Here is a 26,853-nt window from a genome sequence, read left to right on the forward strand (position 1 = left end):
CCTCCCGTTCGGATGCGTGGGTGGAGGGAGCCGGGGAGAGTGGTGGGGCATCTGCGGATGCCCCGGGCGGAGCTACCCCGAGAGGATGCTTCCGAAGTCGACCCCCGAGCCGTAGTAGAAGCTGAGCACGATCAGGATCATGGTCGCCGGGAGCATCACCATGGTGACCACGAGCGTGCTCTTGGGCACCGCCTGGGATGCGCTCCTGCGCGCGTTCTGCGCGTCCGCCCTGCGCATGTCGTTGGCTATCTGGATCAGCGTCTCGACGATCGGCGCGCCCAGCTCCTCGCCTTGCTGGAGCGCCGTGACGAACATCGACACCTGCTCGGACGCGTTGCGTTTGCGCAGCTGCTCGAAGGCTTCTCTGCGGCTGACGCCCATGTCCATCTGGCGCAGGGTGATGCGCAGTTCGTCCGACCAGGGGCCGGTGTACTTGTCCGAGACGCGTTCCAGCGCCTGGCGGAACCCCAGACCGGCGGAGACCACGACCGCCAGGACGTCCAGGAAGTCGGGAAGCGTGCGCTCGATGTCTGTTTTACGGTGGCGGATGGCCGACCTGATGATGACATCGGGCCAGACCAGGCCGTAGGCGAGCGCGACCAGCGCGATGACCGGCTGTCCCCTGGCCAGCATCGAGAGCGCCGCGAGGGCGCCCAGCGCGCCGTACACGGCCCGGCGGGCGGCGAACCGGTCGACGGTCATACCGCCGGGGTTGCCCGCCATGTCGAGCCGACGGCGCAGGGCCTCGACCCGCTTGGGGCCCATCATGCCGAGCACGGTGGGCGCCCAGCGCATGCCGAGCCGGTCGATACCGGACCCGACGGCGGTCGTACGGGTGGCCCCGACCTCCAGCGCGAGGGCCAGGTCTCCGGGGAGCCGGGCGTCCGCGCGGTACATCCGGACGCCGTGGAAGATCCCGTACACACCGAGCCCGACGAGAACCGCGTACAGAAGTCCCCTCATGTGTCTGTCTTCTCCTCCCTCAATGCTTGATTCGTGTCTGATTCGTGTCTGATTCGTCAGACCTGGACCCGGGACAGCCGCCGGATCAGGAGATAGCCGACCGCGTACATGGCGAAGGCGACGACGGTCCCTGTCTGGCCGACCGCCGAGCCCGTCATCCTGTCCAGCGCTCCCGGCGCGGTGGCGTTGATCATCAGCAGGAAGCCGAGGCCGAGCAGCGGGACCGCCAGGGCGGTGACCTTGACCTGGGAGAGCATCGTCGTGACCTCCCGGCGGGTCTCCTTGCGCTCCTCCAGCGTCTCCGTGAGATTGCGCAGCGAGCTGACGACCTGGCCGCCCGCCCGGCTGGAGAGCACCAGGGTGGTGACGAGCACGACCAGTTCGCGCGAGGGGAGCCGGTCCGCGAGTTCCCCGAGGGCGTCGTCCAGGGAGTGCCCGACGGCGAGCTGGTCGGCGACACGGCGCAGCTCCTCACCCGCCGGGTTCTCCAGCTCCTCGGCGGCCATCGCGAGCGCCGTGCGCATGGCGAGACCCGCGTGGATCGCGTTGGCCAGTACGCGGGTCAGCTCGGGCAACTGGCCGATGAACGCCTCGGTACGTTTCACCCGCTGCCAGTTGAGGAACGCGTTGCCGCCCCATATCCCGATCAGCGCCGCCAGGACGCCGAAGAAGGGCGCGAAGATCGCGCCGACGACGAAGTAGAGCGCGAGCAGCCCGAACACCACGTACACGACATATTCGCCCGGCGTCAGGTCCAGCCCCGTCGCCGCGATCTTGCGCTCGACGCGTTTGCCCAGGGACGTTCTGCGCAGCCGCCGGTCGAGCGCCGCGAACCGGCGGCGCCTGCCGGTCGATGCCTCGATCTGGCCCGTCTGGGACATTCGGTCGACGAGCAGCTGCCGCTGGGCCTTCCCCGACGAGTACACATGTACGCCGACGACGGCGAGCACACAGGTGAGCAGTGTGACGCCGACCGTCAGGAGCGGGAGATTATCCATGTCGTACGGGCCTTCTCGGTGGGGACGGGGACTGGGGGTGAGCGCTGGGGGGCGGGGGTCCTCGAAAGTGCGGGTTCGCTCAGGCCGCTGCGCGCCGTACGGCCAACTCCTCCTCCGACAACGCGACCCCGAACGCCGGCGGCACGGGTTCGCTCCTCAAATAGAGCCGTTCGGCGATCCGGCGCGGCAGCGGGTAGTACTCGAACCTTCCGTAGATCCGGCCGTCCGCCGCCATCGGCTGGGCGACATAGCGGCAGACGGAGACGATCCGATACTCCTCGCGGCCACGGGAGTCGACGACGGCGATCTCGGTGACCCGCCGGGAGCCGTCCGCGTGCCGGGTGAGCTGGACGATGACATCGACCGCGCTGTTGATCTGGTCCTTGATCGCCACGAACGGGATCTCGACCTCCGACATCGAGGCCAGGGTCTGGAGCCTCATCAGCGCGTCCTCCGCGCTGTTGGCATGCACGGTGGCGAGCGAGCCGTCGTGACCGGTCGACATCGCCTGGAGCATGTCGAGCGTCTCGCCGCCACGGACCTCGCCGACGATGATGCGGTCGGGGCGCATACGCAGGGAGTTGCGCACGAGATCGCGGATCGTGACCTGGCCCTTGCCCTCGACGTTCGACGGGCGGCTCTCCAGAGTGATCACATGGGACTGCTGGAGTTGAAGCTCGGCGGAGTCCTCGATGGTGACGATCCGCTCGCCGTCCGGGATCAGCCCGGAGAGCGAGTTGAGCAGGGTCGTCTTCCCCGTGCCGGTGGCCCCCGAGACGATCACATTGAACTTGGCGCGCACCAGACCGGCCAGCAGGACCATCATCTGCTCGTCCAACGAACCGAGGCCGATCATCTCCTGGAGGGTGAAGGCCCGGGGGAAACGGCGGATGGTGAGGATCGGCCCGGTGAGGGAGAGCGGCGGAATGATCACGTTCACCCGCTCGCCCGAGGGCAGCCGGGCGTCCACCATCGGATTGGCCTCGTCCACCCGGCGATTGACCGTGGAGACGATGCGCTCGATGGTCTGCATCAGCTGCTCGTTGGAGGTGAAGCGCATCGGCAGCAGCTCCAGCCGCCCGCCGCGCTCGACGAAGACCTGGTCGGCGCCGTTCACCATGATCTCGCTGATGGACGCGTCCTCCAGCAGCGGTTCCAGAATGCCCAGGCCGAGGGCCTCGTCCACGACCCGGCGGATCAGCTGGGTGCGCTCGCCGCTGGAGAGAACCGGGCCTTCGCGGCTGATGATGTGGCTGAGGACCCGTTCGAGGCGGGCCCTTCGCTCGGCCGCCGCGAGGGCGGACATCTCGGCGAGGTCGATCTCCTCCAGGAGCTTGGCGCGGTAGACCCCGACGAGAAGACTCTCCTCGCTGTGCCCGTTCGTCGGCTCGGGGCTGTTGATACGCGCCCGGAGGCTCATGTCCCCTCAACTCCCTGGTCTGTCGGTCCTGCTCGGTGTGCCGGCATCTCGGCGTTCGCTGGCTCGCTGGTTCGCTGGCTCGCTTTGTATCTCTGGCTCGCTTGTTATCTCTCTGCGACTCTCCCGCCTGGCAGTGGAGTTTTGTTACAGGTACACCTCGATGAACCTCAATGAAGCGGTACGCCCGATCAGTCGCGAGGCATCGTGGCGCTCCGCTGCGCGCTGGGCAGCTGGAAGACGGGCAGGATGGACGGGATCGGGATCGTCGCCGTCATCGTGACCGCCTCCCCGCCGCCGCCCGCGATGCTGACGTCCAGCCAGTCGCTCACCGCGGCCCGGCCCGCGGCCCGGCCACTGGTGTCCGACTCGCGGTACGACTCGGCCCTCGCCGCCGCCCTCGCCGCCGTACCGGCCTGTTGTACGGCGTACCCGGCGATCCCGAGCTGGATCACCGCCAGGGCGACGAAGATCAGCAGGGCGACCACCCCGACGAACTCGACGGCCGCCTGGCCACGGTCCTCCCGCCGCGCGCGCCTCGTCATGGGTCAGCCCTCCTTCACGGCGGAGGCGTGGCCGGGGACGTTGATCGGGAGGTTGACGCCGGGGAAGAACAGCGGGAGCTCGACCTCGACGCTCGCCGTCACCAGATCCCCGCTCTCCCCGCAGCTGGCGGTGGCGTTCCAGGCGCCGGGGAGGTTCCGTTCCGCACCCTGCTGGCACGCCCCGCCCCCGCCCTCCGCCACGGCATACGCCCGTACCGCCTCGTCCGCCGCGTTTCCCGCGAGCGAGAACGTGTAGCCGAGCAGCGCGGCCTGCCAGAGCAGGGCCGCCACGGCCAGGGCGATCGGGGCCATGCCGACGAACTCGACGGCGGCCTGGCCACGGTCGCTACGGAAGCGCTCCGTACAGAACCGATCCGTACGAAGCCAGTTCCCCGTTGCTCTTCTTCCTTGGATGTCCATGGCTCAACGTGCCCCCTCAACTCATTCGCCCGCGCCCGCGCCGGTCCCGCCCGATCCCGCTACTTCGATCGTCCCCGCCGGATCCCGATCGATCCGCGGTCCCCCTTGAACTTGCCTTGTTTCTCGCCGGCTTCGGGAGCCTTCACCAGCCCGAGCTCCGCCGCCAGCCCCCACATCGCCTGCTTCACCGTCGACTTGGCGTCCAGGTCCTGCATCCGGCCCGTGTCCACCGCCGCCTGGAGTTCCTTGAAGTTGGCCGGGATGGTCACCCGGGAGACCCGGGTGCTGGTGATCCGTTCGATCAGCGGCGGCTGGATCTCCGTATTGCGCGTATGGCGGTTGACCACGGTCACGGTCTCCTCCGCCTTGCGGATCTGGAGCCGGTCCCAGAGCCGCACCATGCGTTTGGCCGCGCGGACCGACACCACATCCGGCGTCGTCAGGAGCAGGGTGGTGTCGGCCATCTCGATCGCGGCCGCGTTCGCGCTGTTCATCTGGGTGCCGCAGTCGACGACGACGACCTCGCAGCGGTTGCGGAGCGCGCTGACGATCTGTCGTACGGACCGTTCGTTGATCTCCTCGCCCCGCTCGCCCTCCCCCGGCGCCAGCAGCAGCCCGATCCCGCTCGGGTGGACGAAGACCACGTCCTGGAGCACACGCGGCGATATGTCCTGGATGGAGGCGAGATCCACGATCGACCGGCGGAACTGCACATCGAGGTACGAGGCGACGTCCCCGGACTGGAGGTCCAGGTCGACCAGCGCGGTGCTCATGCCCGACGCCTTCGCGGCCAGCGCGAGCTGGACCGCCGTCAGGGTCGTACCGACACCGCCCTTCGCCCCACTGACCGTGACGACCGTGCCACCGGGGCCGGTGAACACGTCGGCGCCGTGGCCGAGGTGGCGGCGCACCCCCACGGACCAGGCGGCGGCCGCCTGGACGCGCTGGGCGAGTTCCTCGTACGAGAGCGGCAGGCCGACCAGGCCGCGGGCGCCGGAGTCCATCGCGGCCGAGAAGAGGCCCGTGCCCGCGTCCGTGGTGACGAGGATGACGCCGACCGCAGGGAACCGCAGGGCCACCTCCCGGATCAGTTCGAGCGCCGGTACCGGGCCGATCCGCTCATGGACGAGGACGACTTCCGGCAGCTCGTCGATCGACTCGGCGGCCAGCCGGGCCAGGGTGTCGATCAGTGAGGTCGAGTCGCCGACCGGCCCGGCCGGCTCCGCGTCGGGGAGCTGGCTGAGCAGGGTGGTGATGGACCGGGCGGCGTCGGCGTCGCCGACGACCGGGAGGATTCGGGTCGTCATTCGTCCCTCACTTGTCCCCTTCGAGGGTATAAGTGCTCTCGCCGGGACGCAGCGTCGTCGGGCTGCCGTCGGCGAGAAGCGCGAGTCGTACATGCTCCGCGAAGGACTCGGCGTAGGCGACGCGCTGGGCGTCCTTCGTCTTCAGTGCGAAGGTGATCGGCACGGCCTGCTTGACTCCGCTGCCGCGGTCGTTGTCGTTGGGCTCCAGGGCGGTGAGCCGGCCGACGTCGATGACCTTGGCGTTGGGGACGATGATCCGGGACTCGGCCCTGGTGCCCTCGTCGTCACCCGCGAAGGTGGCGAAGATATTGACCAGGTCACCGGGGGTGATCTTGCCCGCGACGCCGGTCGCGGCATCGATCATGATGGCGATCTCCTGCTCGTCGGCGGCGAGCGCGGGCCTTTTGACGATCATGTCGTCCTGAAGCAGCGAGCCCTGTTTGAGCTGGGTGACGGCGATCTTTCCGTTGACGACGGACAGATCGGTCACGGCGTTCTTGGAGAGCCAGCGCTTGGGCATCGTGATCTTCTCGAACTGCCCCGGCGAGAGCTGTGTGTACGGCGCCACATCCGTCCTCAGCCGGTACGCGTCGACCTCGGGCCCCACCTTCGAATTCACGTCGCTGATCACCGAGAGAACACCGGCGAAGGCACCGAAGGCGCAGAGAACCGAGAGAAGAAGCAGTATGACGCCGCGGCGTTGCCGTGAATTCATGAGCGGGACAACCTCGTTCGGTGACGGGGGACGCGAGAGCGGGACGGGGGAGGCGGAGCATCGGGACGGGACAGGTGGAGCGTCGGGACGGGGACGAAGAACTAGGGACGGAGGACACGGACAGGTGGAACGTGCGGACGGGGGACGAGGACGCGGGAGCCGAGAGGGACGTGGGAGCCGAGAGCGGGGATTCGGAAGGGGCCCCGCGCTGGGCACATTACGACCCGCGCTGCAAGGGCGTTCCCTGTTCCGGAACACCGCCCGCGCGATGTTGGTTCTCGGACGGCAGCGCCGGGAGTTGTGGTGCGAGTGGTGCCGAACAGAATCCACAGCGGTCACCTATGAGTTCGATTCCGCACCAGGAACAGCTCTCCCTCCTTACAGAAGAGACCAGTTGGTAAAGAACAGAGATATCCGGAAGGAAGGCGGCGAACTCGATCATCTTCGAAGTCCCCCACCACCGGGGCGATTCCGCCGGAAGCACGGTCTCCTCGATCCCCTGCGCCTTCCATTCGGGAGCGAGCGTCGCGGTGACCCAGTCCGACGACGGGGACGACTGCCCCTTGGCGATGAGCAGTTGCGTACCGAAGTCGGGTCCGGCGAGTTCGCCGTCCGTCCCGATCCTGACCAACTGCGGCGAGGGATTGGCCAGTACGCCGAACTGTGAGCCCGGCACCCATGATTTCGCGTGGGACTTGAGACTCACCGGCACCCGGTCGAGCTTGGTCACCGAGTTGAGCAGCGCTCCCGCGTGAATGTAGTGCGAGAGCAGCCGGGCGGCGGAGGCGACGATTCCCGCGCTGAAGTCGCAGACCGACAATTGCCTCAGCTGCCGTACGAGTACGGCGACACCCAGCGGTGGAAGGTCCAGCTTCAGCAGGGCGATCCGGTCGCTCTCCAGCACCGAACGGACCGTGTACAGACGCCGTTCGTGTACGGGCGCGATGGTCGCCGGGTAGAGCGCGACGACATAACCGTGCTGCTCCACGAGGATCTGCATATCGGCGAGCGCCGCGTCCAGCGACTGGGCGTCCGGCGACTGGAGCAGCGCGGCGGTGGGCGTCTGATGGTCCGTTGGTGGCAGCACCAGATCACGGCTGGTGACGGCGATCGCGGTCGGCACGCTGGTTCCCCGTTCGGCTCCGGCGCCGGAGGGCCCGGCGACCGCAGTTCTCTCCTGCTAGGTTTCTCCGCTGCCGCGTTGCTGGCCGGCGTTGGCGCGTTGCTTGTTGACGTTGTTGCGTTGCTTGTTTGCGTTGCTTGTTGCGTTGCCCTGTACTCAGGCCCCGCGCTCCACACTTCGTACTCTCGTGGCTCAGCACTTTATCCACGTCCTCCGACCGAGAGAACACCTATCGGATGCCCGTGATCGGGCATCCCGGCAACAAGCACCGGCAAAATCGGACGAAGCAGTCAGGTGTTGACTGGCGTTCGATGAACATTTCATTCGTTCGGAATTACGAACTCGCCCACCCGCTCTCGTGTGCTCTTGCGCGCTCCCCCCATGCCCCCTCCACTTTGGGCCCCGGTTGGGCCCAGGGGCCCACGCCACTGCTGTGCCCACGTCTGTACGCTCCCATTCCGATTCCACGTGCGAAAAGACGTGGCGGGCCCCGAGGGGGCGCAGCGATCGGTTCGGAGGTGCCGGGCGATGACGCGGTACGACTACCCCGGAGCACCCGCGCGACGGGACGACGGGCGCGGTGCGCCGGTGTTCGCGCTCGTACGCGCCTGGGTGGCGGGCACCGTCGTCCTGCTCTTCACGGAGTACCTCCGGCTCTCGCTGATCCACGGCCATCTGACAGCCGGGGCCGATGGACCGGAGACCTTCCCCGGCCGCCTGATGCTGATCCATCTGCCCAACGCCGCCTGTATCGCCGCCGCGGCCTGGGCCGCGGGCCGCGTCCACCGCGACCCGTTCCGCGACCACGCGCTCCAGCACATGCCGGCGGCCTTCACGGTCCCGGCGGTGGCCCAGGCGCTGACCATGGCGCTCCAGTGGGGTGAACTCACGGCCGAGGGCGTGCTGATGTCGAACGCGGTGCTGGTGGTCGGCTGCGTGGCGGGGTACGCGGCGGACCGGCTCCAGGAGGGCTGAGGGCCGCGTCCGCCGAGGCCGGTGGCCACCGCTGTTCCCGTACGGCCGCCGTCCGTCAACGTCCGTCCGTCAACGTCCGTCCGTCCGGTCCGCCTCCTGGGTCCGGCCGGGGCCGAGTCGCAGCGCGCCCCACTCCGCCGCGTCCAGTGCCGCGAGCCGGTCGGCGTGGGCGCGGTCCGGGGGCGCCCCCAGGTCACCGGGGACGGTCAGCGCGGCGGCGGCCGTGGCGCAGCCGGGCGGCGGCGGACAGGCCGCGCAGGGCGCGGAGAGGACCAGCGGCGAAGGCGTCCCCGCGCCCACCGGGGCGACGACGTCGACGCGCGGCGCGGGCACGGTGGTGACCGTGTCGCCGCCCGCGCCCTGCGCACTCCCATCCGCGTGCGGGGCCGCGCCCGCGTTCATGGTCCTGTTTCCGGTTCCGGTTTCGGTCACTTCGGGCTCTTCGCGTCACCGTTGACCGCTGTCGCCCCGGATGCTAGTGCTGAGCGACATACGCACGACCATTCACCGTGCGCAACGCGCGTACCGCGACGCACTGTTATCCGCTATCCGTGGAGGCCCGCATGGCTGCCGAAAACCGGTTCGCGCCCGCCGACGACCGGTTCGCGCTCTCCGAAGAACGCGTCGACCACCGTTTCAAGGGCCTCCCCCCGGACGCCGAGGGCTTGACGGTCGGCGCGCTCGCCGCCGAGCGCCGTTCCCTGTTCGGCGGCGGTTTCACCACGCCCGTACTCGCGCTCTCCGCCGAGTCGGTCGAGCACAACCTCGCCCTGTTGGAGACCTACTCCGAGCGCCACGGCCTCGCCTTCGCCCCGCACGGCAAGACCTCCATGTCCCCGCAGCTCTTCGCACGCCAGTTGGAGTACGGTGCCTGGGGCATCACCGCCGCCGTCCCCCACCAGGCCCGGGTCTACCGCGCGTTCGGCGTCGGGTCGATCTTCCTGGCCAACGAACTGGTCGACGCGGCAGCCCTGCGCTGGCTCGCCGCCGAACTGGACCGGGACCCCGGCTTCCGCTTCGTCTGTTACGTCGACTCCGTACGCGGCGTCGCACTGATGGACCAGGCGCTACGGGACGCCAACGCCTCCCGCCCCGTGGACGTCGTCGTCGAACTGGGCGCGGGCGAGGGTGCTCGTACCGGCGCCCGTACGGAAGCGGACTGTGCCGCTGTCGCGGACGCGGTGGCCGCCGTACCAACCCTGCGGCTGATCGGCGTGGCGGGGTACGAGGGCGAGGTGCCCGGCGCCGACAGCGACCGCGTCCGCGCCTGGCTGCGGCGCCTGGTCGCGCTCGCGGCCGACTTCGACCGGGCGGGCCGGTTCGCCGGGGAAGCCGGGAGTGGTGGGAGTGGTGGGAGTGCCGGGGACTCCGGGGCCACCGGGACCGACACCGGCCCCCACGAGATCGTGATCAGCGCGGGCGGCAGCGCCTGGTTCGACACGGTGGCGGAGGTCTTCGCGGACATCCCGGCCCTCTCCCGCCCCGTACTGAAACTGCTGCGCTCCGGCGCGTACGTCACCCACGACGACGGCCACTACCGCCGCATCACCCCCTTCAACCGCGTCCCCGAAGAGGGCGCCCTCCAGCCCGCCTTCCGTCTCTGGGCCCAGGTCGTCTCCCGCCCCTCCCCCGACCAGGCGTTCGTCAACGCGGGCAAGCGCGACGCCGCGTACGACCTCCACCTCCCCGAGGCCCAGGTCGTACGGGACGCCCGCACCGGCGAGATCCGCCCGGCGACCGGAATCTCCGTGACCGACCTGTCCGACCAGCACGGCTGGTTGGCCACCGAACCGGGCGCCGCGCTGGAGGTCGGCGACTGGGTCGGCATGGGGCTGTCCCACCCGTGCACCTCGTTCGACAAGTGGCAGCTGATCCCCCTGGTGGAGGCGGACGGCACGGTCACGGACTTCATCCGCACGTTCTTCTGACTTCTGACTTCTGACCTCCGGCTTCCGGCTTCCGGCTTCCGGCTTCCGGCTTCCGATCTTTCCGGCCAGGGTCCGGATGAGAACTTACGACCGACCGCGTCACACAAATTCATGATCAAGCCGCGAGAAGTGGATCCTTCCCCCTCCTTCCTTCGTCTTTCTTCCCGTACGCAGCGGAACGGAGTCGGAAGCGGTGGGGGACATGGCACTCAAAGCGGCAGGCAGGACAGCTGATCATGCGACCTTACGACTACGAGGTGGAGGCGCACGGGGTACGGCGGTGCGCCGCCCCGGCCTCCGGCTGCTGACCGTCGCGCTCGCGCTCGCCGGGGCCGCGCTGCTCACCGGGTGCGGCGAGCAGAAGACGGACGAGACGGCGACGGACGACAAGGGCTCGGGCCCCCGCCCGCACTCCACCCCGCACATCCCCTCCCCGCGCGGCTCCTCCCCCGCCCCCGGCCGGGATCCGGAGCGGGGACAGGACCAACTCCCCGTCCCCTCACTGGTGGGCCAGACCTCGACGCCGGACCCGAAGCTGCCCGCGCCCGTGGTCAACATGGATATCGCGCACGACTCGGAGACCAAGGGCAGGACCGTCAACCTCACCATCGACGACGGCCCCGACCCCGTCTGGACCCCGAAGATCCTCAAGATCCTCCGGGACAACGACGCCAAAGCGGTCTTCTGCATGGTCGGCCCGCAGGCCGAGGCCCACCCCGATCTCGTCCAGCGCGTCGTGGCGGAGGGCCACCGGCTCTGCGACCACAGCGTCGCGCACGACACCGGAATGGACCATCGGTCGCGGGATTACCAGAAGGATCAGATCCTCAGGGCCGCCGCGCAGATCGAGAAGGCGTCCGGCGGCGTCAAGCCCCTCTACTACCGCGCCCCCGGCGGCGCGTTCACCCCGTACAGCCGCCAGATCGCGGCGGCGGCGGGGATGCGGCCGGTCGGCTGGAACGTGGACTCCAAGGACTTCGAGCTCCCGGGTGCCGAGGCCATCCTGCGCACGGTGAAGGGCGAGCTGGCGAACGGGCCCACCGTCCTCTTCCACGACGGCGGCGGCGACCGTTCGCAGACGGCGGCGGCGATGAAGAAGCTGCTGCCGTGGCTGAGCGGGAAGGGGTACGCGTTCAGCTTCCCGGTCCGCTGAACCGCCGGGGATCCACAGACGCGGCCCGCGTGGACATGGGCTCCCGTCGCTCCGTACGAAATCCGCCCTTCGTACGGAGCAACGTGGGGAAAAACACCAGGCGGCCTCCGTTACGCGGCCGTAAGGTGGCCGACATGCAGGTCATCCAGTCAACGAAGCTCGCCAACGTCTGCTACGAGATCCGGGGCCCGGTTCTCGACGAGGCGATGCGGCTGGAAGCGGCGGGCCACCGCATCCTCAAGCTCAACACCGGCAACCCGGCGGCCTTCGGCTTCGAGTGCCCGCCCGAGATCCTTGAGGACATGCTCCGCAACCTCTCCGGGGCGCATGGTTACGGCGATGCCAAGGGCCTGCTGTCCGCCCGCCGCGCGGTCATGCAGCACTACCAGACCAAGGGCATCGACCTGGACGTCGAGGACATCTACCTCGGCAACGGTGTCTCCGAGCTGATCCAGATGTCCATGCAGGCGCTGCTGGACGACGGCGACGAGGTGCTCGTCCCCGCCCCGGACTATCCGCTGTGGACCGCGTCGGTCTCCCTCGCGGGCGGCACCGCCGTGCACTACCGCTGCGACGAGCAGTCCGACTGGATGCCCGACCTCGGTGACATCGAGCGGAAGATCACCGATCGCACCAAGGCGATCGTGATCATCAACCCGAACAACCCCACGGGCGCGGTGTACGACGACGAGATGCTCGCCGCCCTCGCCGAGATCGCCCGCCGCCACCATCTCGTCGTCTGCTCCGACGAGATCTACGACCGGATCCTGTACGACGGCACCACCCACACCCCCACCGCCGCCATCGCGCCCGATCTGCTCACCCTCACCTTCAACGGGCTCTCGAAGAACTACCGGGTAGCCGGATTCCGCTCGGGCTGGCTCGCGGTCTGCGGCCCCAAGGCCCACGCGTCCTCGTACATCGAGGGCCTGACCATCCTGGCCAATATGCGGCTGTGCGCGAACATGCCCTCCCAGCACGCGGTCGCCACCGCGCTGGGCGGCCGCCAGTCGATCGAGGACCTGGTGCTCCCGGGGGGCAGGATCCTGGAGCAGCGTGACATCGCGTACGACCTGCTCACCCAGATCCCCGGCGTGAGCTGCGTGAAGCCCAAGGGAGCGCTGTATCTCTTCCCCCGGCTCGATCCGAAGGTCTTCAAGATCAAGGACGACCGGCAGATGGTGCTGGATCTGCTGCGCGCCGAGAAGATCATGGTTGTCCACGGTACGGGGTTCAACTGGCCGGAGCCCGACCATTTCCGCATCGTGACGCTGCCCTCGGCCCAGGACCTGGACGACGCGGTGACCAGGATCGGGACGTTCCTGGACGGCTACTCCCAGCACTGAGCGCGCCCGGCGCCCGCCCACCGCCGGACCGCTGCCGGACCCCACTCAAGTTTAGACTGATTCCAATGTAGGATGGTCTCCTGACAACGCCAGGAGGCCATCCCATGTACGAGCCGATCCGTACGAAGTCGATCCACTCCATGGCCGAGCCCACCACCGTCCCCGGCACCGACTTCACCCGTCGCAGCCGAGGCGAGGAGCTGAACATCCAGCTCGCGGGCCACCTCTCGGCGCTGCTCGCGGTCACGGACGAGCTGGGCCTGGAGGCCCCCGCCGAGGCGCTCGCCGCCCAGATCACCCGCCTGCGCGGCACGGCGCCGGCCCGGCACGCCGACCCGAGCGGCGGCGACCCCCTCACCCTCCACCGCCGCGCCCTCGCCCTCGCGGGCCGCGCCCTGGTCGTCGCCGCCGCCCGCGCCGACACGGCCGCCGCGATCCTCTCGGCGGAGCGCATGGACGCGCACACCGAGGCGCTGGCCGCCCCCGCCGCACCGCACCTGGTCGGCGCCCACTGACGGCCCCGGTCCGCGTACCCCCCGAGGCCGCGGACCGGGCGCCACTTCCTTACGGCCGCCGGCCCTCCCTGGAGAGCAGCCATTCCAGGTTGGGCAGTACGTCGTCCAGCCCGGCGGCAAGGTCGGACGCGTGCGCGGGACACCCGTACACGTCGACGCCGACACCACTGCCGGAGGGCTGGGCGCCGAGCTTGCGCACGCCCCGGGTGACACCGCAGGTGGCACAGGGATACGTGATCATCGAACCCTCTCCCTCGACCACCAGGGCCTCTTCCGCTTCCAGCGGTACGGTCCCGCCCAGCCCCACGAGCAGCACCTTGAGCCAGCGCGCGTGGACGGGGTCGTCGCGGGTCATGGGCGGCGCGAGCGGATCGAGCCGACCGGACGGGTCGATCACGGACCCACCGCCAGCCTGAAGACCAGACTCTTCCCGCGCATGGTCCGCACCACGGCCCACCCGGGCGCCAGCAGATCGAGCAGCTCCAGCCCCCTGCCGTACTGGTCCCAGACCCCGTGCCGCCGCCGCTCGGGCACCACCTCGCTCCGGTCGCGCACCTCGACCTGGACGGCCCCGTCGTACGGCGCGTGGCAGATCAGATCGAACCAGCCACCCCCGGCACGCAGCACGGCGTTGGTGACGGTCTCGCCCACCAGCAGCTTCACGGTCTCGTGATCCACCCACGGAAACGGCGCGTACGCCCGAGCCGCTATGGCGCGCGCCTCGGACACGGCGACAGCCGTACAGGGGTAGCGCTCGACCGCCAGGACACAACCGCACTGATCCATGACCCACACCTTTCGGGGCGCGCAGGAGTGACTACACACCGCACCCATAAGCGTGCTCGGTGTGCTCGTCCCAGTTTTATTCGCGCGACCATTCGCGCGCAAGCCGATTGCCGAAAGCCACCCCCACGGAGTCATTGGGCCCTCCCGCGAGCGCTACGCTGCTGGCATCGACGTAGCGTCAACCGTGAGGAACTACCGTTGCCTGTAAGCGTCAACACCAATGCGATCTTCGCCATGCGGAAGGTAGGCGGGGAGCTTGCCCGGCTGCGCGAACAGGCCCGCTTGCGGCAGGACGACATAGCGACGCTTCTTGGCTGCTCACGGCACATGGTCAGCAAAATCGAGCGGGGAAAGGTGTTCCCCAACTCGAACCAGCTCGCAAAGATGCTCACGGCGTACAGCGCGAGCATCGAAGAGCGCGCCACCATCGTGGCAGCGATCGACCAGGGCAAGTCGTTCGGTCGCGCATGGTACGAACAGCCCGAGATCCAAGCGGCGTTCACCGGTGACTCGTACCGGTACTTCTACCTTGAGGATGCCGCAGAGAAGATCTCCACCCACACCGGAACCTACGTTCCCGGGCTCTTGCAGACCCGGGGCTACGTCACAGCTCTCGTGGAATTCGCCCAGCAACATGAGGGCGTTGAACGTCGCGAAACTTTCATTGAGGCAAGGCTGAGGCGTCAACAGGTGCTCACCCGGGATCACCCGGCCACTCTTGACGCCCTGTGCCTGGAATCAGCCTTGCGGGCTGCCGTGGGTGGTCCCGAGGTGATGCGCGAGCAACTGGCCTACCTCCTCCAGTGCGTGAAGCAGCACAACATCACCCTACGGATCATCCCGTTCGAGGCTGGCGCCGCGAGTGTCGCGAGCACCCCGTTCACCGTGCTCGACTTCCCCAGTACCGAGCACCGCAGCGTGGCCTTCAATGAGCTTATCCGTGGCGACATGATCACAGATGACACCACCCAAGTCCGCCGGAGCCGACGCAAGTTCAGCGATCTGGCTCGCCACGCCTTGAGTTCAGCGGACTCCATCCGCCGCATTGAAGAGATCGAGAAGGAACTATCGTGAGCGCCGAAAAGGACGAACTGTACGCCGCACCACTCGAAGGCGTTTGGGAGAAGTCCCAGTTCAGCGCCCAGAACGGGGGCGATTGCGTCGCCCTCATGCCCATCAACGGGGGCGTCGCCTTCGGTGACACCAAACGTCGCGACCTGGACGGCGCCCTCCGCTTCACCGACAAGGAAATGCTGGCCCACATACTCGCCGTCAAGGCAGGCCAGTACGACCACCTCATCCCCGAAGGGACCGAACTCTGAGCCGGCAAACAGGCCACCGGAAGCCCTGACGGCAGGGGCGGGACCCGGTCTGCAGAGGGTCCGCCCTGAGAGGCGCGCGGCAGGGCACTGAATCGGTGGTCACCTTGTGGCGGGCGGGATCCGGCAGCTGGGGCCTGTCTGATAATTGATCTTGTGGTGGGTCGTGGTGAGCTGACAGATGCGGCGCGAGGGCGGATAGCGCCCTTGTTGCCCGGTGTGGATGGCCGTGGGCGGCTGTGGCGGGGTCACCCGCAGGTGATCAACGGAGCGCTGTGGCGGTTGCGGACCGGTGCTCCATGGCGTGACCTGCCCGAGCGCTTCGGGCCGTGGTAGACGGTCTATGAGCGGTTCGCCGCTGGGAAGCGGACGGACCTGGGCCCGTCTGCTGGAGCAGGTCCAGGTAGGCGACGACTCCGTCGGGGCTGTGGAGTGGACAGTGTCGGTGGACTCCACGGTCAACCAGGCCCACCAGCACGCGACCGGCGCCCGTGAAAGGGTGCGGCGGCGGGGGACGAACTGGAAGGTCCGGCACCCGCGTCGGCTGGCCAGACGCCGGGGCGGTCCCGGGGCGGGTTGACCACGAAGGTCTACCTCGCCCTGCGGCGGCCGGGGGCCTGACCCTGGCCGTGGTTGTCGCGCCCGGCAACGTCAACGACTCGACCGTCTTCGATACCGTCGAAGACGGGGACGGTCACCTCCGTCAGCCTTGAGGACAACGACGGCAACGGCGTCATGTGGCAGGTCGATGTGGTCGGTTCGACTGGAAGAAGACGACCTTCGACGTGGACGCCAAGAACAACACCATCCTCCGCGAGGAGAGCGACTAGTAGTGCTTGGTCAGGAAATTCTGTTCAGATATGAGGCGAGGCGTTCGAGGATCTCGTCCGGTCTTGGTCCAGATGTAGGCCTGGAGTCGGTGTTCCAGGCTGCGATCCTGGTCCGCACCCTAACGGTCGGCCGGTCATGGCTCAGACCCCGACGCGCATAGGGACGCCCGGGACCGGAGAGGAGTTCAGGATCAGACGTGTCATCAGCGGGAGCGGTGACGTCCCATCCGTACTTCCCCTGGAACGCAGCCGCCGGACTTCCTGACCCGGGCGCCTTGTCAAGAAACAGTGGCTGAGGCCACGCGAGCCGACTGCCGAAGCCGAGCGCCCTCCAGACGTGCTGCTCACACGCGGTCCGAGCCAGGATCTCGCCCGGACCTCACGTCAGCGGCGTGTGGGGCCGGCTGTCATACGTCGGCGGACACCGGACCGTTGACGGGCATCGTCACCGCGATACGCACCGCGCCGGTGGTCGAGGCTGCGACCTGCACGATCGTGCTCTCTTCCGGGTGGCGGGCAACGGCAGCGGCGATGCCCTCCCCCGTCGGCACGTGGCGCACAATCCATCCCGCGCTCTGGAAGTACGCCTGCACGCGAGCCAGGGCCCGTACCGTCTCATCCTCCGGCAGCGGCTCGCTCGACCAAGTGTGATGGACCGAGGTCCCGGACTCGTCCTGGACCGTGCTGAGGCCTTCCCCGGGCTGCGTGGGCGCCGGCCGAACCCGCAGGACGTCGTAAATCCGGCTGGAGTGGCCGAAGACGCGATGCCGAGCGGAATCGTCGGCCTGCGGGTCCTTCAGTGCGGCGGAGTCGGCAGCGGTCGACGCCGATGTTTTCTCCGGCGGAAGGAAGCAGGGCGATGTCACCTTGAGAGAAGCGAGGCCCTCACCCTTGGCGCGATCCACAACGCCGGTCACGGCGTCCATCCAGAAGTCGTCGGACTCCGTACGCATGTAGACCGTGGGAAAGGAACCGGACCAGTCAACCTCGCCCGACGTGTTGTACTTGTAACCCTGCTTCAGCCAGGCGTCCCGTGCCTGTCGCACGAGGTTCTGGGCCTTGGCCCCCGGAACACCGGTCAGTTTGTAGGTGACGGTGACCGCCACTCGATCGTCAGAGCCGTGGTCGTCCCTGGCGACGCAGGGGCCGACGGGAGCGGGGCCCATGCGCTCCAGTGTTGGCTCGGGAGACATGCCGTCCACCGCCTGGTGGATGATTTCCTCTGCCCGGTCGATCGCCTGCTGCTCATCCATCGTGACCTGCTTCGGTGCTTCTCCGCCGGTTTCCTGTCCGTCCTGCGCCCCGCACCCGGTCACCATGGTCGTCATGGCCAGCAGTGCGGCAGCCGAGATTATCCTGCGTAGATTCACGGCTGTCCTCCGGTAACGATCCTTGCCAGGCTACCGAGAGGCTTTTCGTCCCAGTACTGGGAATGCGCGGGCATCATCTCGCCGCCCAAGCCCGGAAACTTCCCAGCGGGGACGTCGAAGACCACGCCGCCGAAGTCGTCAGAGACCGGGTCGGTTCCGTGGACGATCGAGTGGTCGTCGAAAAACTCCATATATGCCTTCGGATTGAGAGGTGCCAGGGGACCTGCCGGGGGCGGGGCGAGGTTGATGAGATCGTTCTTGGCCGTAGCCGCGAAGACATGGTCCGACGGAATGTTCAGGTCCTTCGCGTGATCCACTCCCACACCCGGGCTGCCCACCATGATCGCGTTGTCCACCGGCAGGTCTATGTGCATTCTCATTGTCTGGCCTGCTACCAGGGACCCGTAGCTGTGACCCAGAAGTGTCTGGTTCACATCGCGATGGTTGGCTTCCTCGATGCCCTGCAAGAAGTTACCCAGCGGCTCCTCGGCCTTGTCTGCCCACTTGGTCTCCGTCGCATCGGTCAGGATGGCCTGCGGGGCGTCGTAACCTAGCCACACGATCGATGCCGTCGAGTGGACGGGAGCCCACCCCTTCGCCGGCCGTGGCCCATGCCTTCTTGCTGGACTTCAGGCCGCCTGTTACAGCGCTGGGACCGGGGCCGGGCTCGACCGGAACCTGGTTGAGCCGCATCGCTACAGGCTGCCGATCAGTCACATCGACTTTGATCTGTTCCCACTCGTCCCACGCCATGAGTAGCCCCGTCATCCCTGCTGATCACTCCGGCCAAGGACACTACATCGCACCAGCAACACGCAACCCACACCATACGGGGCACCCCACGATTGTCAGGGCGCGATTGTGCAGAGCAGAGCGGCGACGACCTGGACGGCGCCCTCCGCTTCACCGACAAGGAAATGCTGGCCCACATACTCGCCGTCAAGGCAGGCCAGTACGACCACCTCATCCCCGAAGGGACCGAACTCTGAGCCGGCAAACAGGCCACCGGAAGCCCTGACGGGATGGGCCGGTAACGCCGATGACGGGCGGGGCCGCCCCCTTGCCGGTGAAATCGTCGCGGCTCCGGGCCGGGCGTCAAGGGTGCTCCTGTTGGCCTCGTACGAAGCCTGGGCAGACCGGATGGGCGTTCCGTTTCGGGAAACCACCGAGCGCGCGCGAGAACGGGTCAACGAGATCATTCGGGCGGAGGGCGCGTTTCGTGTCACTTGTCTGGGCGGCTTGCTCGTCTGTCAAAGACCCCGGCTGTAGGGCATTGGCGTGCAAAATCGAGATCGGAGTCGTTTGGCCCCGGGTGTGAACCCGCTGGCGGACCCACCGACTTTGCACGCATCCTGGTCGGATGCTGATCAGAGAAGCCACCGTCCACGACTGGCCCGCCGTCTGGCCCTTCTTCCAGAAGATCGTCGCGGCGGGCGATACCTTCACCTATCCGGTCGACCTCGGCGAGGAGCAGGCCCGCGACTGGTGGGTGTTGCCCGCCCCGAACCGTACGGTCGTCGCCGTGGATGACGCCGGGGCAGTCATGGGCACGGCGAAGATGAACACCAACCACCTGGGCAACGGCTCGCATATCGCGGGCGCCAGTTACATGGTCGACCCCGCGTACTCGGGGCGGGGTGTGGGCCGGGCGTTGTGTTCGTACAGTGTGGAGTGGGCTCGTGCGGCGGGCTTTCGGGCGATGCAGTTCAACGCCGTCGTGGAGACGAACGTACACGCGGTGAAGCTCTACCGGTCGCTCGGCTTCGAGGTGCTGGGCACCGTGCCCGAAGGCTTCCGGCACCCGACCCAGGGGTATGTCGGGCTGCACATCATGCATCTCGCCCTCTGAGCGGTGGCCGGGAGGCTTCAGCCCGGGACGATGGGATGGGTGAGCGCCGCCAAGTGCCCCTGGGGGTGGCGTACTTCCGTACGTACGACGCCGTCTCCGCGCGGTGGTGAGCCACTCGACCCATACCACTTACCGCCCAATGAAATCCCGGCCCCTACGATTCCCCCACACTTACCCCGCCGTACTTCCCTAAGCACACACGGTGAGGTTGGGTGGCTCCCATGGAATACCGCCCGCTGGAAGCGCTCCCCATAGCCCCCCTGCTCACTCCCGAGTTCGATGTCGATCCCACGGGGGTCTACGACAAGCTGCGCGACCAGTACGGGCCGGTGGCACCGGTCGATTTCATGGGGGTGCCGGTGTGGCTGGTGCTCGGTTATACGGAAGTGCTGGATGTGCTGCGGGACCGCGAGGTCTGGCGGCGGGACATCCGGCACTGGCGGGCCAGGAGGGAGCGGCGGCTGCCTCCCGGGTGGCCGATGCTGCCCGCGTACGAGATGCGGCACACCATGTTCCTCGACGGGGACGAGCACGATACGGCGCGCCGCGTCCTGCACGCCGCCCTCGCGCCGTTCCGGGACACGCGGTCCATGCGGGCCCAGGACCTGCGTTCGACAGTGATCCAGTTCGCGGACGAGCTGATCGGGGTGCTGGCGGCGGACAGCGGAAGGGCCGGGAACGCGGATCTGAGCGCGCAGTACATCCGGCCGCTGCTGCTGATGTTCATGAACCAGCTGTACGGCCTGCCCCAGCAGCTCGGTGACGACATCGTGCTGGACATGTGGCGGATGCTGGACGGCGGCCAGGGCGCGGGAGAGGCGAACGGGCGGGTGCTGGCGGCGATGACCGAACTCGCCGCGTACAAACGGAAGAACCCGGGGCCGGACCTTCCGACGTCCCTGTTCGAGAGCCATCCCACCATGTCCGACGAGGAGATGAGCTGGGAGCTGCTGATGAACGCCGTCTACATCACGGATGTGACCGGCAATCTGATCGCCAACACCGTGCTGGAGCTGCTGCGCGGCAATACGGGCGCGCGGACGAGCCTGTCGGCCGGGCTGATCGGCGAGACCGTCAACCGTGCCGCGCTGGCCAGTCCCCCGGTGGCGAATCTGACCTACCGGTTCCCGGCCTGCGACGTCGAGCTGGGCGAGTTCCTCATACGGACCGGGGACATGGTCATGGCATCGCCCTGGGCCGCCCACGGCGACCCGCTGTTCAGCACCGGGGTGGCCTCCTCGACCACCATCAGCACGCGCGCCCATCTGGCGTGGGGGGCCGGACACCACCAATGTCCCAGCGCCTCGCGGGAGTTGGGGACGATGCTGGTGGTCGCGGCGGTGGAGCGGCTGTTCCACCATTTCGCGCGGGTGAGCATCACCATGCCGTTCGAGGAGCTGCCCTGGCGTTCGGGCGCCGTGGTGCGGGGGCTGCGGTTCCTGCCCGTACGGTACGAGCTGTCCGAGAACAGCTCGGCGCTCCTGCGGCACGGCGCACCGCCCGGCGGGCTGCACGCCGTCTTCCGGGGCGCGGCCGCGGCCACCGCGCCCTCCGACGAGCCCCCCGCCGTACCCCCCGCCGATGACGACGCGCCGCCCACCCGTACCCAGCGCCTGGTGACGGCCATCCAGCGCCTGATGGCGCGCTGGGACCGCTCGAACCGGGAGGAGGACACCCCCAAGGATCGCGCGGACCTCCCGGACCGCGCCTGAGAGGCAGCGCCCTGCAGAGCCCTGCAGAGCCGTATCCCGGGAGCCACATCACCGCAGCCGCGCCACCGCAGCCGCGCCCCGGAGCCGTGCGAGGCTCCGGGAACACGGCGGCCGCGGGACAGCGGGGGCCGGTGGGGCAGAGTGGGCGGGTGGGGCAGTGGGTCAGCCCAGGCGGCGGACCAGTGCGTGGTACTCGTCCCACAGTTCCTTCGGCGCGTGGTCGCCGAAGGTGTTGAGGTGCCCGGGGACGAGCGCGGCCTCCTCGCGCCAGACCTCCTTGTCGACCGAGAGCAGGAAGTCCAGCTCGGGCTCGGACAGTTCCAGGCCGTCCGTGTCCAGGGCCTCCTTGGTCGGGAGGATGCCGATGGGCGTCTCGACGCCGTCCGCCTTGCCGTCGAGGCGCTCCACGATCCACTTCAGGACGCGGCTGTTCTCGCCGAAGCCGGGCCAGACGAAGGACCCGTTCTCGTCCTTGCGGAACCAGTTCACGTAGTAGATCTTCGGCAGCTTCGCCGGGTCCTTGCCCGCGCCGACCTTGACCCAGTGGCCCATGTAGTCGCCCATGTTGTAGCCGCAGAACGGCAGCATGGCGAACGGGTCGCGGCGCAGCTCACCGACCTTGCCCTCGGCGGCGGCGGTCTTCTCGGAGGCGACGTTCGCGCCCAGGAAGACACCGTGCTGCCAGTCGAAGGACTCCGTGACCAGCGGTACGGCGGAGGCGCGCCGGCCGCCGAAGAGGATCGCGGAGATCGGCACGCCCTTGGGGTCCTCCCACTCGGGCGCGATGATCGGGCACTGTCCGGCCGGGACGGTGAAGCGGGCGTTGGGGTGGGCGGCGGGGGTGCCGGACTCGGGGGTCCAGTCGTTGCCCTTCCAGTCGGTGAGGTGTGCGGGCGGCTCCTCGGTCATGCCCTCCCACCAGATGTCGCCGTCGTCGGTGAGCGCCACGTTGGTGAAGACGGAGTTGCCCCACATGGTCTTCATGGCGTTGGCGTTGGTGTGCTCCCCGGTGCCGGGCGCGACACCGAAGAAGCCCGCCTCGGGGTTGATCGCGTAGAGCCGGCCGTCCTCGCCGAAGCGCATCCAGGCGATGTCGTCGCCGATGGTCTCCACGGTCCAGCCGGGGACGGTCGGTTCCAGCATGGCGAGGTTCGTCTTGCCGCAGGCGGACGGGAAGGCCGCGGCGACGTACTTCGACTCCCCCCGCGGCGGCGTCAGTTTGAGGATCAGCATGTGCTCGGCGAGCCAGCCCTCGTCGCGCGCCATCACGGACGCGATGCGCAGCGCGTAACACTTCTTGCCCAGCAGCGCGTTGCCGCCGTACCCGGAGCCGTACGACCAGATCTCGCGGGACTCGGGGAAGTGCGAGATGTACTTGGTGGTGTTGCAGGGCCACGGCACGTCGGCCTCACCGGCGGCGAGCGGCGCGCCGAGGGTGTGGACGGCCTTGACGAAGAAGCCGTCGGTGCCGAGTTCGTCGAGGACGGGCCGGCCCATGCGGGTCATGGTGCGCATGGAGACGGCGACGTACGCGGAGTCGGTGATCTCGACGCCGATCGCGGAGAGCGGCGAACCCAGCGGTCCCATGCAGAACGGGACGACGTACATGGTCCGGCCGCGCATCGAGCCCCGGAAGACACCGGTGCCCTCCCCGGTTCCCGCGGCGTCGCCCGCGCCCGCTCCCTCGCCCGTGAAGATGGCGCGCATCTCCGCCGGGGCCTTCCAGTGGTTGGTCGGGCCCGCGTCCTCCTCCTTCTCGGAGCAGATGAACGTACGGTCCTCGACGCGCGCCACATCGGACGGGTCGGAGGCCGCGTAGTACGAATTGGGCCGCTTGACCGGGTCGAGCTTCTTGAACGTGCCCTTGGCGACGAGCTCCCCGCACAGGCGCTCGTACTCGCTCTCGGACCCGTCGCACCAGACCACCCTGTCCGGCTGGGTGAGGGCCGCGATCTCATCGACCCAGGAGATCAGCTCCCGGTGCCGGGTGGGGATGGTGCCGGGGGACGGGTCGGCTGCCCGGTCGGTGCCGGAGGGCGAGGGGATCTGGGAGGTCGAAGAGGTCTGGGGGGCGGCCCCGGAGAGCGCTGCTTCGCGCGCCACGTTTGCTCCTTGATGAGGGTTTGAGTGGTATGCCCCTTGGGGGCTGCGACCCGGATGCTTCCTTCGCCACGCATCGCCGCTCATCCGGTGCCGCCCGCACTCATTTGATCATCCGACTAGTCCACCCATATGTCCAGGGGGCATCACACGTGAGCATCGCCACTGGGTGTGGCGCCCTGCACACGGAGGCGCATGGTTGCGCGATCACCCGTCGGTACGTACGGACGCGCCCCGGCGCACCCGGCCGCGCGCCGGGGCCCGGCATGCGGGATCCAGTGCCGTCCGCGCGGTCCGGCACGCCGGATCCAGTGCGGCCCATGGGGGCCCGGCATGCCGAGCGTCACCTCTTCGAACCTGTCGTACCGACGCGTAACCTACGGACCCGTAGGTAGCATGAGCCCTATGACTCCTGCCGCGTCGTCCCCTGCCGCGTCCGATCCGATCGCGCCCGATCCCGCGTCCGATCCCGCGTCCGATCCCGCCGTGACCGATCCGGCCGCGGACCTCAAGCCGAAGATGCGCGGCTGGCTGCACGCGGGGATGTTTCCCGCCGTACTCGTCGCGGGACTGGCCCTGATCGCCCTGACGGACTCCACCCGCGCCCGGATCGCCTGCGGCATCTACGTACTGACTGCATGTCTTCTCTTCGGCGTCAGCGCCGTCTACCACCGCGGCAACTGGGGGCCGCGCGGCGAAGCCGTACTGCGCCGGCTCGACCACGCCAACATCTTCCTGATCATCGCGGGCACCTACACCCCGCTGACCATGCTGCTCCTGCCCGCCTCGACGGGCCGGACCCTGTTGTGGGCGGTATGGGCGGCGGCGGCGGCCGGGATCGCGTTCCGGGTCTTCTGGGTCGGCGCGCCCCGCTGGCTCTACACCCCCTGCTACATCGCGATGGGCTGGGCGGCCGTCTTCTTCCTCCCCGACTTCCTGCGCGCGGGCGGGATCGCCGTACTCGTGCTGGTGATCGTCGGCGGGGTGCTCTACAGCGCGGGCGGGGTGATCTACGGCCTCAAGCGGCCCAACCCGTCGCCCCGGTGGTTCGGCTTCCACGAGGTGTTCCACTCCTTCACGCTGGCCGCGTTCGTGGTGCACTTCGTCGGCATCTGGCTGGTGGCGTACCGGCACCCCTGAACCGGCACCAGCACCTAACCGCACGACCCCCCACGGCCGCGGCCGTGGGGGGTCGTGCGGTTACCGGGCCGTCCGCTCGTCGTACGGCCTCGCACCTTGTACGCCTCACCCACCTCGTACGGCTTACGCGTCTCGCGCGCCCCGCACCGGGCGCGGCCGCAGCTTCCGCGCCACTCCGCCGAGCGCGGCTTCGGCCGGGTCCGCGGCCGCGACGCACGGGCCACCCGCCAGGCCCCGACCCCCACCACCAGGACGACCACACCCGCCACCACCGGCTCGCCGCCCAGCAGAAACGCCGCGACACACAGCGCGGCGACGGCGGAGACCAGTGCATGGACGAACAACCCCATCCCGTCCTCCCCTTCAACACCCCCACTCCGGCGCCTTTACGGAGTGTTTGCTTGCCCTTTACGCATCGTTACATATCGCCCGCCCAAAACAAGAGGGCGTCGGCAAGAGGCTTCGGACCGGACGCATACGCGCCGCGATCGTCCTCGGCCGGGCTTACATGTCATGCGTGGCTTACACGTCATGCGTGGCTTACACGTCGTATGTGGCTTACACGTCGTACGCGCGCAGCCACAGTTCCAGTGTGAGCACGAGCCAGAGCTTGCCCCCCTGTCCGGGCAGCAGCGCTCCCTCGCCCTTCATCCACGCGCGTACGGTGTCCTGCCGGAACAGACCGCGCGCGCGTGCCTCCCTGCCCAGCAGCAGATCGCCCGCCAGCCCCTTCAGCGGTCCGCCGAGCCACTGCTGCACGGGGACGCTCATCCCGCTCCTGGGCCGGTCCACGACGGTGCCGGGCAGCAGATCCCGTACGGCTTCCTTGAGCACCCACTTCTCCACGGCGCCGTTGAGTTTCCAGCGCGGCGGGGTCGCGAAGGCGTGGTCCACGACCCGGCGGTCGAACAGCGGGGCGCGGCCCTGGACGGCCCGGGAGGCGGTGAGCCGCTCGACCTTGGTGAGGATGTGATGGGCGCCCTTGGTCCGCAGATTGCAGTGCAGCAGCTGGTTGAGCAGATGACCCATCCGGCCGTCGCGCTCCCCGGGCCGCAGATACGGGGTGATGAAACGCTCCGGCGCGGGCAGGGTGCGCAGCGCCTCCAGCACGTCGGGGTGCAGGAGGTCGGGCAGATCGGTGAAGCACTTGCGGTACGAACGGAGATAGGCGGTCTCCCTGGCGTCCCGCTTGCGCCCACCCAGCTCCCGCAGGTCGTCGCGGTGCATCTCCTGGACCAGCATCGACAGGTTCTTCGGCCCGCCGAACACCGGGTCGCCGCCCTCCCCGTTGAGCACGACCCGCAGCCCGTCGCCCGCGACCGCCTCCGCGAGCATCAGGTTCGGCACGGTCAGCGGGTCACCCACCGGGCTGTCGAGCAGTCCGGCCGCCTCCGCGAGACATGCCGCCACGGCGTCGCCGGAGACGGTGAGCACCCGGTGGCGGGTGTGGCAGTGTGCGGCGACCAGCCCCGAATAGCCCAGTCCGCCCGGGAGTTCGTCGCCGAAGCTGATGGAGTACGTGTGCACGGGGTGGGTGTGCAGTTTGGCGGCCAGCGCGGTGACGAGCGAGCTGTCGACCCCGCCGGACAGCAGGACGCCCACGGCCTCCGCCTCCGGGAGCCGCATCGCCGTCGCCTCCTCCAGCAGCTCGCGCAGGCGCAGGGCGTAGGTCTCGGGCGGTGCGCCGGCGTCCTCGATCAGCTCCCGGGGCTCCCAGTAGTGCTCCTCGGTGACGGCGCCACCGCCCGCGAGCCGCAGGACCCGCCCCGGCAGCACCTCGCGCACACCGCGCAGCAGCGTCTCCTCCCCCGGAAGGTAGGCGAACGTCAAGAAGCTTCGTACGGCGGATAGTTCGAGTCCCGCGTCGAGCGCGGGCCAGCGGCGCAGCGCCCGTAGCGAGGTCGACGCGGCCCAACTGTCGTCGGCACGGGCGTAGAAGAGCGTACGGGCGCCCATGTGGTCGCGTATCAGGATGAGTTCGTCATCCTCCTCCTGGACGGCGAGCGCGAACATGCCCTCCGCCGCACGGATCCCGGCCGCCCCGAGCCGTACCCAGCAGCGCAGCAGCAGCTCCCCGTCCGGGCAGCCACCCGGGACATACGCGCCGTCGCGGGCGAGCGCGGCAAGCAGTTCGGGCCTGTTGTGCAGGGTGACCTCGCCGACCGCCGTACGGCCGTACGCGCTGAACGGGCCGGTGGCGTAACCGGGTTCGTCCAGAACCAGCGCCACACTGCCGGTGGGCCCGGTGTCCGTCCGTACCGCCGCGCCCATCGACGCCAGGTGGTAGCGCGCCCGCTCGGGGGTCGCCGCCAGGCAGGCACAGAAACGTGCCATGGTCCGCC

Annotated in this window: 25 protein-coding genes and 5 pseudogenes; 14 read left to right on the forward strand and 16 right to left on the reverse strand. The window is 68.9% G+C overall.

Annotated features, from left to right (window positions below; genetic code table 11):
• Positions 1–72 precede the first annotated feature (72 nt).
• The 8 genes from ACIP8W_RS07110 to ACIP8W_RS07145 all read right to left on the reverse strand — a co-directional run bounded on the left by ACIP8W_RS07110 (position 73) and on the right by ACIP8W_RS07145 (position 7,488).
• Complete coding sequence (locus ACIP8W_RS07110) at positions 73–963, reverse strand: DUF5936 domain-containing protein (RefSeq protein WP_401947287.1); 891 nt, start codon at positions 961–963, stop codon at positions 73–75.
• Positions 964–1,019: 56 nt separating this feature from the next.
• Positions 1,020–1,961: a type II secretion system F family protein gene (locus ACIP8W_RS07115; protein ID WP_401947290.1), complete on the reverse strand. Its 942-nt coding sequence runs from the start codon at positions 1,959–1,961 to the stop codon at positions 1,020–1,022.
• A gap of 79 nt (positions 1,962–2,040) precedes the next feature.
• Positions 2,041–3,381 (reverse strand): CpaF family protein, encoded by a 1,341-nt coding sequence (locus ACIP8W_RS07120; RefSeq protein ID WP_401947292.1) that lies wholly within the window; start codon positions 3,379–3,381, stop codon positions 2,041–2,043.
• A gap of 188 nt (positions 3,382–3,569) precedes the next feature.
• Positions 3,570–3,923 carry a TadE family protein gene (locus ACIP8W_RS07125; protein ID WP_401947295.1) on the reverse strand — a complete coding sequence of 118 codons (354 nt, stop codon included), beginning with the start codon at positions 3,921–3,923 and terminating at the stop codon, positions 3,570–3,572.
• A 3-nt stretch (positions 3,924–3,926) separates the two neighbouring features.
• Positions 3,927–4,343 (reverse strand): TadE/TadG family type IV pilus assembly protein, encoded by a 417-nt coding sequence (locus tag ACIP8W_RS07130; RefSeq protein WP_402202232.1) that lies wholly within the window; start codon positions 4,341–4,343, stop codon positions 3,927–3,929.
• Between the two features lie 59 nt (positions 4,344–4,402).
• Positions 4,403–5,650, reverse strand: a complete 1,248-nt coding sequence (locus ACIP8W_RS07135; RefSeq protein ID WP_402202234.1) for a CpaE family protein — start codon at positions 5,648–5,650, stop codon at positions 4,403–4,405.
• A gap of 7 nt (positions 5,651–5,657) precedes the next feature.
• Entirely contained in the window at positions 5,658–6,365 is a 708-nt protein-coding gene (gene cpaB, locus ACIP8W_RS07140) for a Flp pilus assembly protein CpaB (protein ID WP_401947302.1), read from the reverse strand.
• 217 nt (positions 6,366–6,582) lie between these two features.
• Positions 6,583–7,488 carry a hypothetical protein gene (locus ACIP8W_RS07145; RefSeq protein WP_401947305.1) on the reverse strand — a complete coding sequence of 302 codons (906 nt, stop codon included), beginning with the start codon at positions 7,486–7,488 and terminating at the stop codon, positions 6,583–6,585.
• 528 nt (positions 7,489–8,016) lie between these two features.
• Here ACIP8W_RS07145 and ACIP8W_RS07150 point away from each other — a divergent pair.
• Positions 8,017–8,463, forward strand: coding sequence for a hypothetical protein (locus ACIP8W_RS07150; RefSeq protein WP_401947308.1), 447 nt, complete (start codon positions 8,017–8,019; stop codon positions 8,461–8,463).
• Between the two features lie 69 nt (positions 8,464–8,532).
• Here the strand turns inward: ACIP8W_RS07150 and ACIP8W_RS07155 are convergent.
• Positions 8,533–8,826, reverse strand: a pseudogene (locus ACIP8W_RS07155) (sugar kinase); the annotation flags it as partial.
• A gap of 200 nt (positions 8,827–9,026) precedes the next feature.
• Between ACIP8W_RS07155 and ACIP8W_RS07160 the strand changes: the two are divergent.
• From ACIP8W_RS07160 to ACIP8W_RS07175, 4 genes are all read left to right on the forward strand, one after another.
• Complete coding sequence (locus ACIP8W_RS07160) at positions 9,027–10,391, forward strand: alanine racemase (RefSeq protein WP_402202237.1); 1,365 nt, start codon at positions 9,027–9,029, stop codon at positions 10,389–10,391.
• A 280-nt stretch (positions 10,392–10,671) separates the two neighbouring features.
• Entirely contained in the window at positions 10,672–11,544 is an 873-nt protein-coding gene (locus tag ACIP8W_RS07165; RefSeq protein WP_402202239.1) for a polysaccharide deacetylase family protein, read from the forward strand.
• 134 nt (positions 11,545–11,678) lie between these two features.
• Positions 11,679–12,890, forward strand: coding sequence for a pyridoxal phosphate-dependent aminotransferase (locus tag ACIP8W_RS07170; RefSeq protein ID WP_401947316.1), 1,212 nt, complete (start codon positions 11,679–11,681; stop codon positions 12,888–12,890).
• A gap of 104 nt (positions 12,891–12,994) precedes the next feature.
• Positions 12,995–13,405 (forward strand): hypothetical protein, encoded by a 411-nt coding sequence (locus ACIP8W_RS07175; protein ID WP_401947318.1) that lies wholly within the window; start codon positions 12,995–12,997, stop codon positions 13,403–13,405.
• A gap of 49 nt (positions 13,406–13,454) precedes the next feature.
• Here ACIP8W_RS07175 and ACIP8W_RS07180 read toward each other — a convergent pair whose 3' ends face one another.
• Both ACIP8W_RS07180 and ACIP8W_RS07185 read right to left on the reverse strand, forming a co-directional pair.
• On the reverse strand, positions 13,455–13,802 hold the full coding sequence (locus tag ACIP8W_RS07180; RefSeq protein WP_402202241.1) for a hypothetical protein: 348 nt from the start codon (positions 13,800–13,802) through the stop codon (positions 13,455–13,457).
• The gene (locus tag ACIP8W_RS07185; protein WP_402202242.1) at positions 13,799–14,191 is read right to left on the reverse strand and encodes an ATP-binding protein; all 393 of its coding nucleotides are present in this window, start codon (positions 14,189–14,191) and stop codon (positions 13,799–13,801) included. The genes ACIP8W_RS07180 and ACIP8W_RS07185 overlap by 4 nt, the downstream gene beginning before the upstream one ends.
• Positions 14,192–14,389: 198 nt before the next feature.
• On the opposite strand from ACIP8W_RS07185, the gene ACIP8W_RS07190 reads away from it, so the two are divergent.
• From ACIP8W_RS07190 to ACIP8W_RS07205, 4 genes and pseudogenes are all read left to right on the forward strand, one after another.
• Positions 14,390–15,265: a helix-turn-helix domain-containing protein gene (locus tag ACIP8W_RS07190; protein ID WP_402147348.1), complete on the forward strand. Its 876-nt coding sequence runs from the start codon at positions 14,390–14,392 to the stop codon at positions 15,263–15,265.
• Entirely contained in the window at positions 15,262–15,513 is a 252-nt protein-coding gene (locus tag ACIP8W_RS07195) for a DUF397 domain-containing protein (RefSeq protein ID WP_401947327.1), read from the forward strand. The genes ACIP8W_RS07190 and ACIP8W_RS07195 overlap by 4 nt, the downstream gene beginning before the upstream one ends.
• A gap of 153 nt (positions 15,514–15,666) precedes the next feature.
• A pseudogene (locus tag ACIP8W_RS07200) lies at positions 15,667–16,196 on the forward strand (IS5 family transposase); the annotation flags it as partial.
• A pseudogene (locus tag ACIP8W_RS07205) lies at positions 16,192–16,340 on the forward strand (PepSY domain-containing protein); the annotation flags it as partial. The pseudogenes ACIP8W_RS07200 and ACIP8W_RS07205, both read left to right, overlap by 5 nt.
• Before the next feature lie 407 nt (positions 16,341–16,747).
• On the opposite strand, the gene ACIP8W_RS07210 reads toward ACIP8W_RS07205, so the two are convergent.
• Positions 16,748–17,668 carry a hypothetical protein gene (locus ACIP8W_RS07210; RefSeq protein WP_401947329.1) on the reverse strand — a complete coding sequence of 307 codons (921 nt, stop codon included), beginning with the start codon at positions 17,666–17,668 and terminating at the stop codon, positions 16,748–16,750.
• 38 nt (positions 17,669–17,706) lie between these two features.
• Positions 17,707–18,279 (reverse strand): annotated as a pseudogene (locus tag ACIP8W_RS07215) (alpha/beta hydrolase); the annotation flags it as partial.
• A 276-nt stretch (positions 18,280–18,555) separates the two neighbouring features.
• Here ACIP8W_RS07215 and ACIP8W_RS07220 point away from each other — a divergent pair.
• The 4 genes and pseudogenes from ACIP8W_RS07220 (at position 18,556) to ACIP8W_RS07235 (ending at position 21,271) form a co-directional block, all read left to right on the forward strand.
• On the forward strand, positions 18,556–18,699 hold the full coding sequence (locus tag ACIP8W_RS07220) for a hypothetical protein (RefSeq protein ID WP_401947334.1): 144 nt from the start codon (positions 18,556–18,558) through the stop codon (positions 18,697–18,699).
• A 112-nt stretch (positions 18,700–18,811) separates the two neighbouring features.
• Positions 18,812–18,979 (forward strand): annotated as a pseudogene (locus tag ACIP8W_RS07225) (SAM-dependent methyltransferase); the annotation flags it as partial.
• Between the two features lie 91 nt (positions 18,980–19,070).
• Complete coding sequence (locus ACIP8W_RS07230; RefSeq protein ID WP_401947337.1) at positions 19,071–19,559, forward strand: GNAT family N-acetyltransferase; 489 nt, start codon at positions 19,071–19,073, stop codon at positions 19,557–19,559.
• A 221-nt stretch (positions 19,560–19,780) separates the two neighbouring features.
• Positions 19,781–21,271 (forward strand): cytochrome, encoded by a 1,491-nt coding sequence (locus ACIP8W_RS07235; protein ID WP_402202272.1) that lies wholly within the window; start codon positions 19,781–19,783, stop codon positions 21,269–21,271.
• A 162-nt stretch (positions 21,272–21,433) separates the two neighbouring features.
• Here ACIP8W_RS07235 and ACIP8W_RS07240 read toward each other — a convergent pair whose 3' ends face one another.
• Entirely contained in the window at positions 21,434–23,317 is a 1,884-nt protein-coding gene (locus tag ACIP8W_RS07240) for a phosphoenolpyruvate carboxykinase (GTP) (RefSeq protein ID WP_402202274.1), read from the reverse strand.
• A 459-nt stretch (positions 23,318–23,776) separates the two neighbouring features.
• Between ACIP8W_RS07240 and ACIP8W_RS07245 the strand changes: the two genes are divergently transcribed.
• On the forward strand, positions 23,777–24,511 hold the full coding sequence (locus tag ACIP8W_RS07245; RefSeq protein ID WP_401947342.1) for a hemolysin III family protein: 735 nt from the start codon (positions 23,777–23,779) through the stop codon (positions 24,509–24,511).
• Positions 24,512–24,525: 14 nt separating this feature from the next.
• Here the strand turns inward: ACIP8W_RS07245 and ACIP8W_RS07250 are convergent, their stop codons facing one another.
• Both ACIP8W_RS07250 and ACIP8W_RS07255 read right to left on the reverse strand, forming a co-directional pair.
• Positions 24,526–24,861 carry a hypothetical protein gene (locus ACIP8W_RS07250; RefSeq protein ID WP_402202245.1) on the reverse strand — a complete coding sequence of 112 codons (336 nt, stop codon included), beginning with the start codon at positions 24,859–24,861 and terminating at the stop codon, positions 24,526–24,528.
• A 208-nt stretch (positions 24,862–25,069) separates the two neighbouring features.
• Entirely contained in the window at positions 25,070–26,845 is a 1,776-nt protein-coding gene (locus ACIP8W_RS07255; RefSeq protein WP_401947348.1) for an asparagine synthetase B family protein, read from the reverse strand.
• Between the last annotated feature and the right edge of the window lie 8 nt (positions 26,846–26,853).

Origin of the sequence: Streptomyces sp. NPDC088554 (assembly GCF_044752945.1) — a bacterium.
In the GTDB taxonomy this organism is placed as follows: Bacteria; Actinomycetota; Actinomycetes; order Streptomycetales; family Streptomycetaceae; genus Streptomyces.

Bases quoted from the DNA above. Each gene is read 5' to 3' on its own strand.
- ACIP8W_RS07110 (WP_401947287.1), bottom strand. From the start codon at position 963: ATGAGGGGACTTCTGTACGCGGTTCTCGTCGGGCTCGGTGTGTACGGG.
- ACIP8W_RS07115 (WP_401947290.1), bottom strand. From the start codon at position 1,961: ATGGATAATCTCCCGCTCCTGACGGTCGGCGTCACACTGCTCACCTGT.
- ACIP8W_RS07120 (WP_401947292.1), bottom strand. From the start codon at position 3,381: ATGAGCCTCCGGGCGCGTATCAACAGCCCCGAGCCGACGAACGGGCAC.
- ACIP8W_RS07125 (WP_401947295.1), bottom strand. From the start codon at position 3,923: ATGACGAGGCGCGCGCGGCGGGAGGACCGTGGCCAGGCGGCCGTCGAG.
- ACIP8W_RS07130 (WP_402202232.1), bottom strand. From the start codon at position 4,343: ATGGACATCCAAGGAAGAAGAGCAACGGGGAACTGGCTTCGTACGGAT.
- ACIP8W_RS07135 (WP_402202234.1), bottom strand. From the start codon at position 5,650: ATGACGACCCGAATCCTCCCGGTCGTCGGCGACGCCGACGCCGCCCGG.
- cpaB (WP_401947302.1), bottom strand. From the start codon at position 6,365: ATGAATTCACGGCAACGCCGCGGCGTCATACTGCTTCTTCTCTCGGTT.
- ACIP8W_RS07150 (WP_401947308.1), top strand. From the start codon at position 8,017: ATGACGCGGTACGACTACCCCGGAGCACCCGCGCGACGGGACGACGGG.
- ACIP8W_RS07160 (WP_402202237.1), top strand. From the start codon at position 9,027: ATGGCTGCCGAAAACCGGTTCGCGCCCGCCGACGACCGGTTCGCGCTC.
- ACIP8W_RS07170 (WP_401947316.1), top strand. From the start codon at position 11,679: ATGCAGGTCATCCAGTCAACGAAGCTCGCCAACGTCTGCTACGAGATC.
- ACIP8W_RS07175 (WP_401947318.1), top strand. From the start codon at position 12,995: ATGTACGAGCCGATCCGTACGAAGTCGATCCACTCCATGGCCGAGCCC.
- ACIP8W_RS07185 (WP_402202242.1), bottom strand. From the start codon at position 14,191: ATGGATCAGTGCGGTTGTGTCCTGGCGGTCGAGCGCTACCCCTGTACG.
- ACIP8W_RS07210 (WP_401947329.1), bottom strand. From the start codon at position 17,668: ATGACGACCATGGTGACCGGGTGCGGGGCGCAGGACGGACAGGAAACC.
- ACIP8W_RS07230 (WP_401947337.1), top strand. From the start codon at position 19,071: ATGCTGATCAGAGAAGCCACCGTCCACGACTGGCCCGCCGTCTGGCCC.
- ACIP8W_RS07235 (WP_402202272.1), top strand. From the start codon at position 19,781: ATGGAATACCGCCCGCTGGAAGCGCTCCCCATAGCCCCCCTGCTCACT.
- ACIP8W_RS07245 (WP_401947342.1), top strand. From the start codon at position 23,777: ATGACTCCTGCCGCGTCGTCCCCTGCCGCGTCCGATCCGATCGCGCCC.
- ACIP8W_RS07250 (WP_402202245.1), bottom strand. From the start codon at position 24,861: ATGGGGTTGTTCGTCCATGCACTGGTCTCCGCCGTCGCCGCGCTGTGT.
- ACIP8W_RS07255 (WP_401947348.1), bottom strand. From the start codon at position 26,845: ATGGCACGTTTCTGTGCCTGCCTGGCGGCGACCCCCGAGCGGGCGCGC.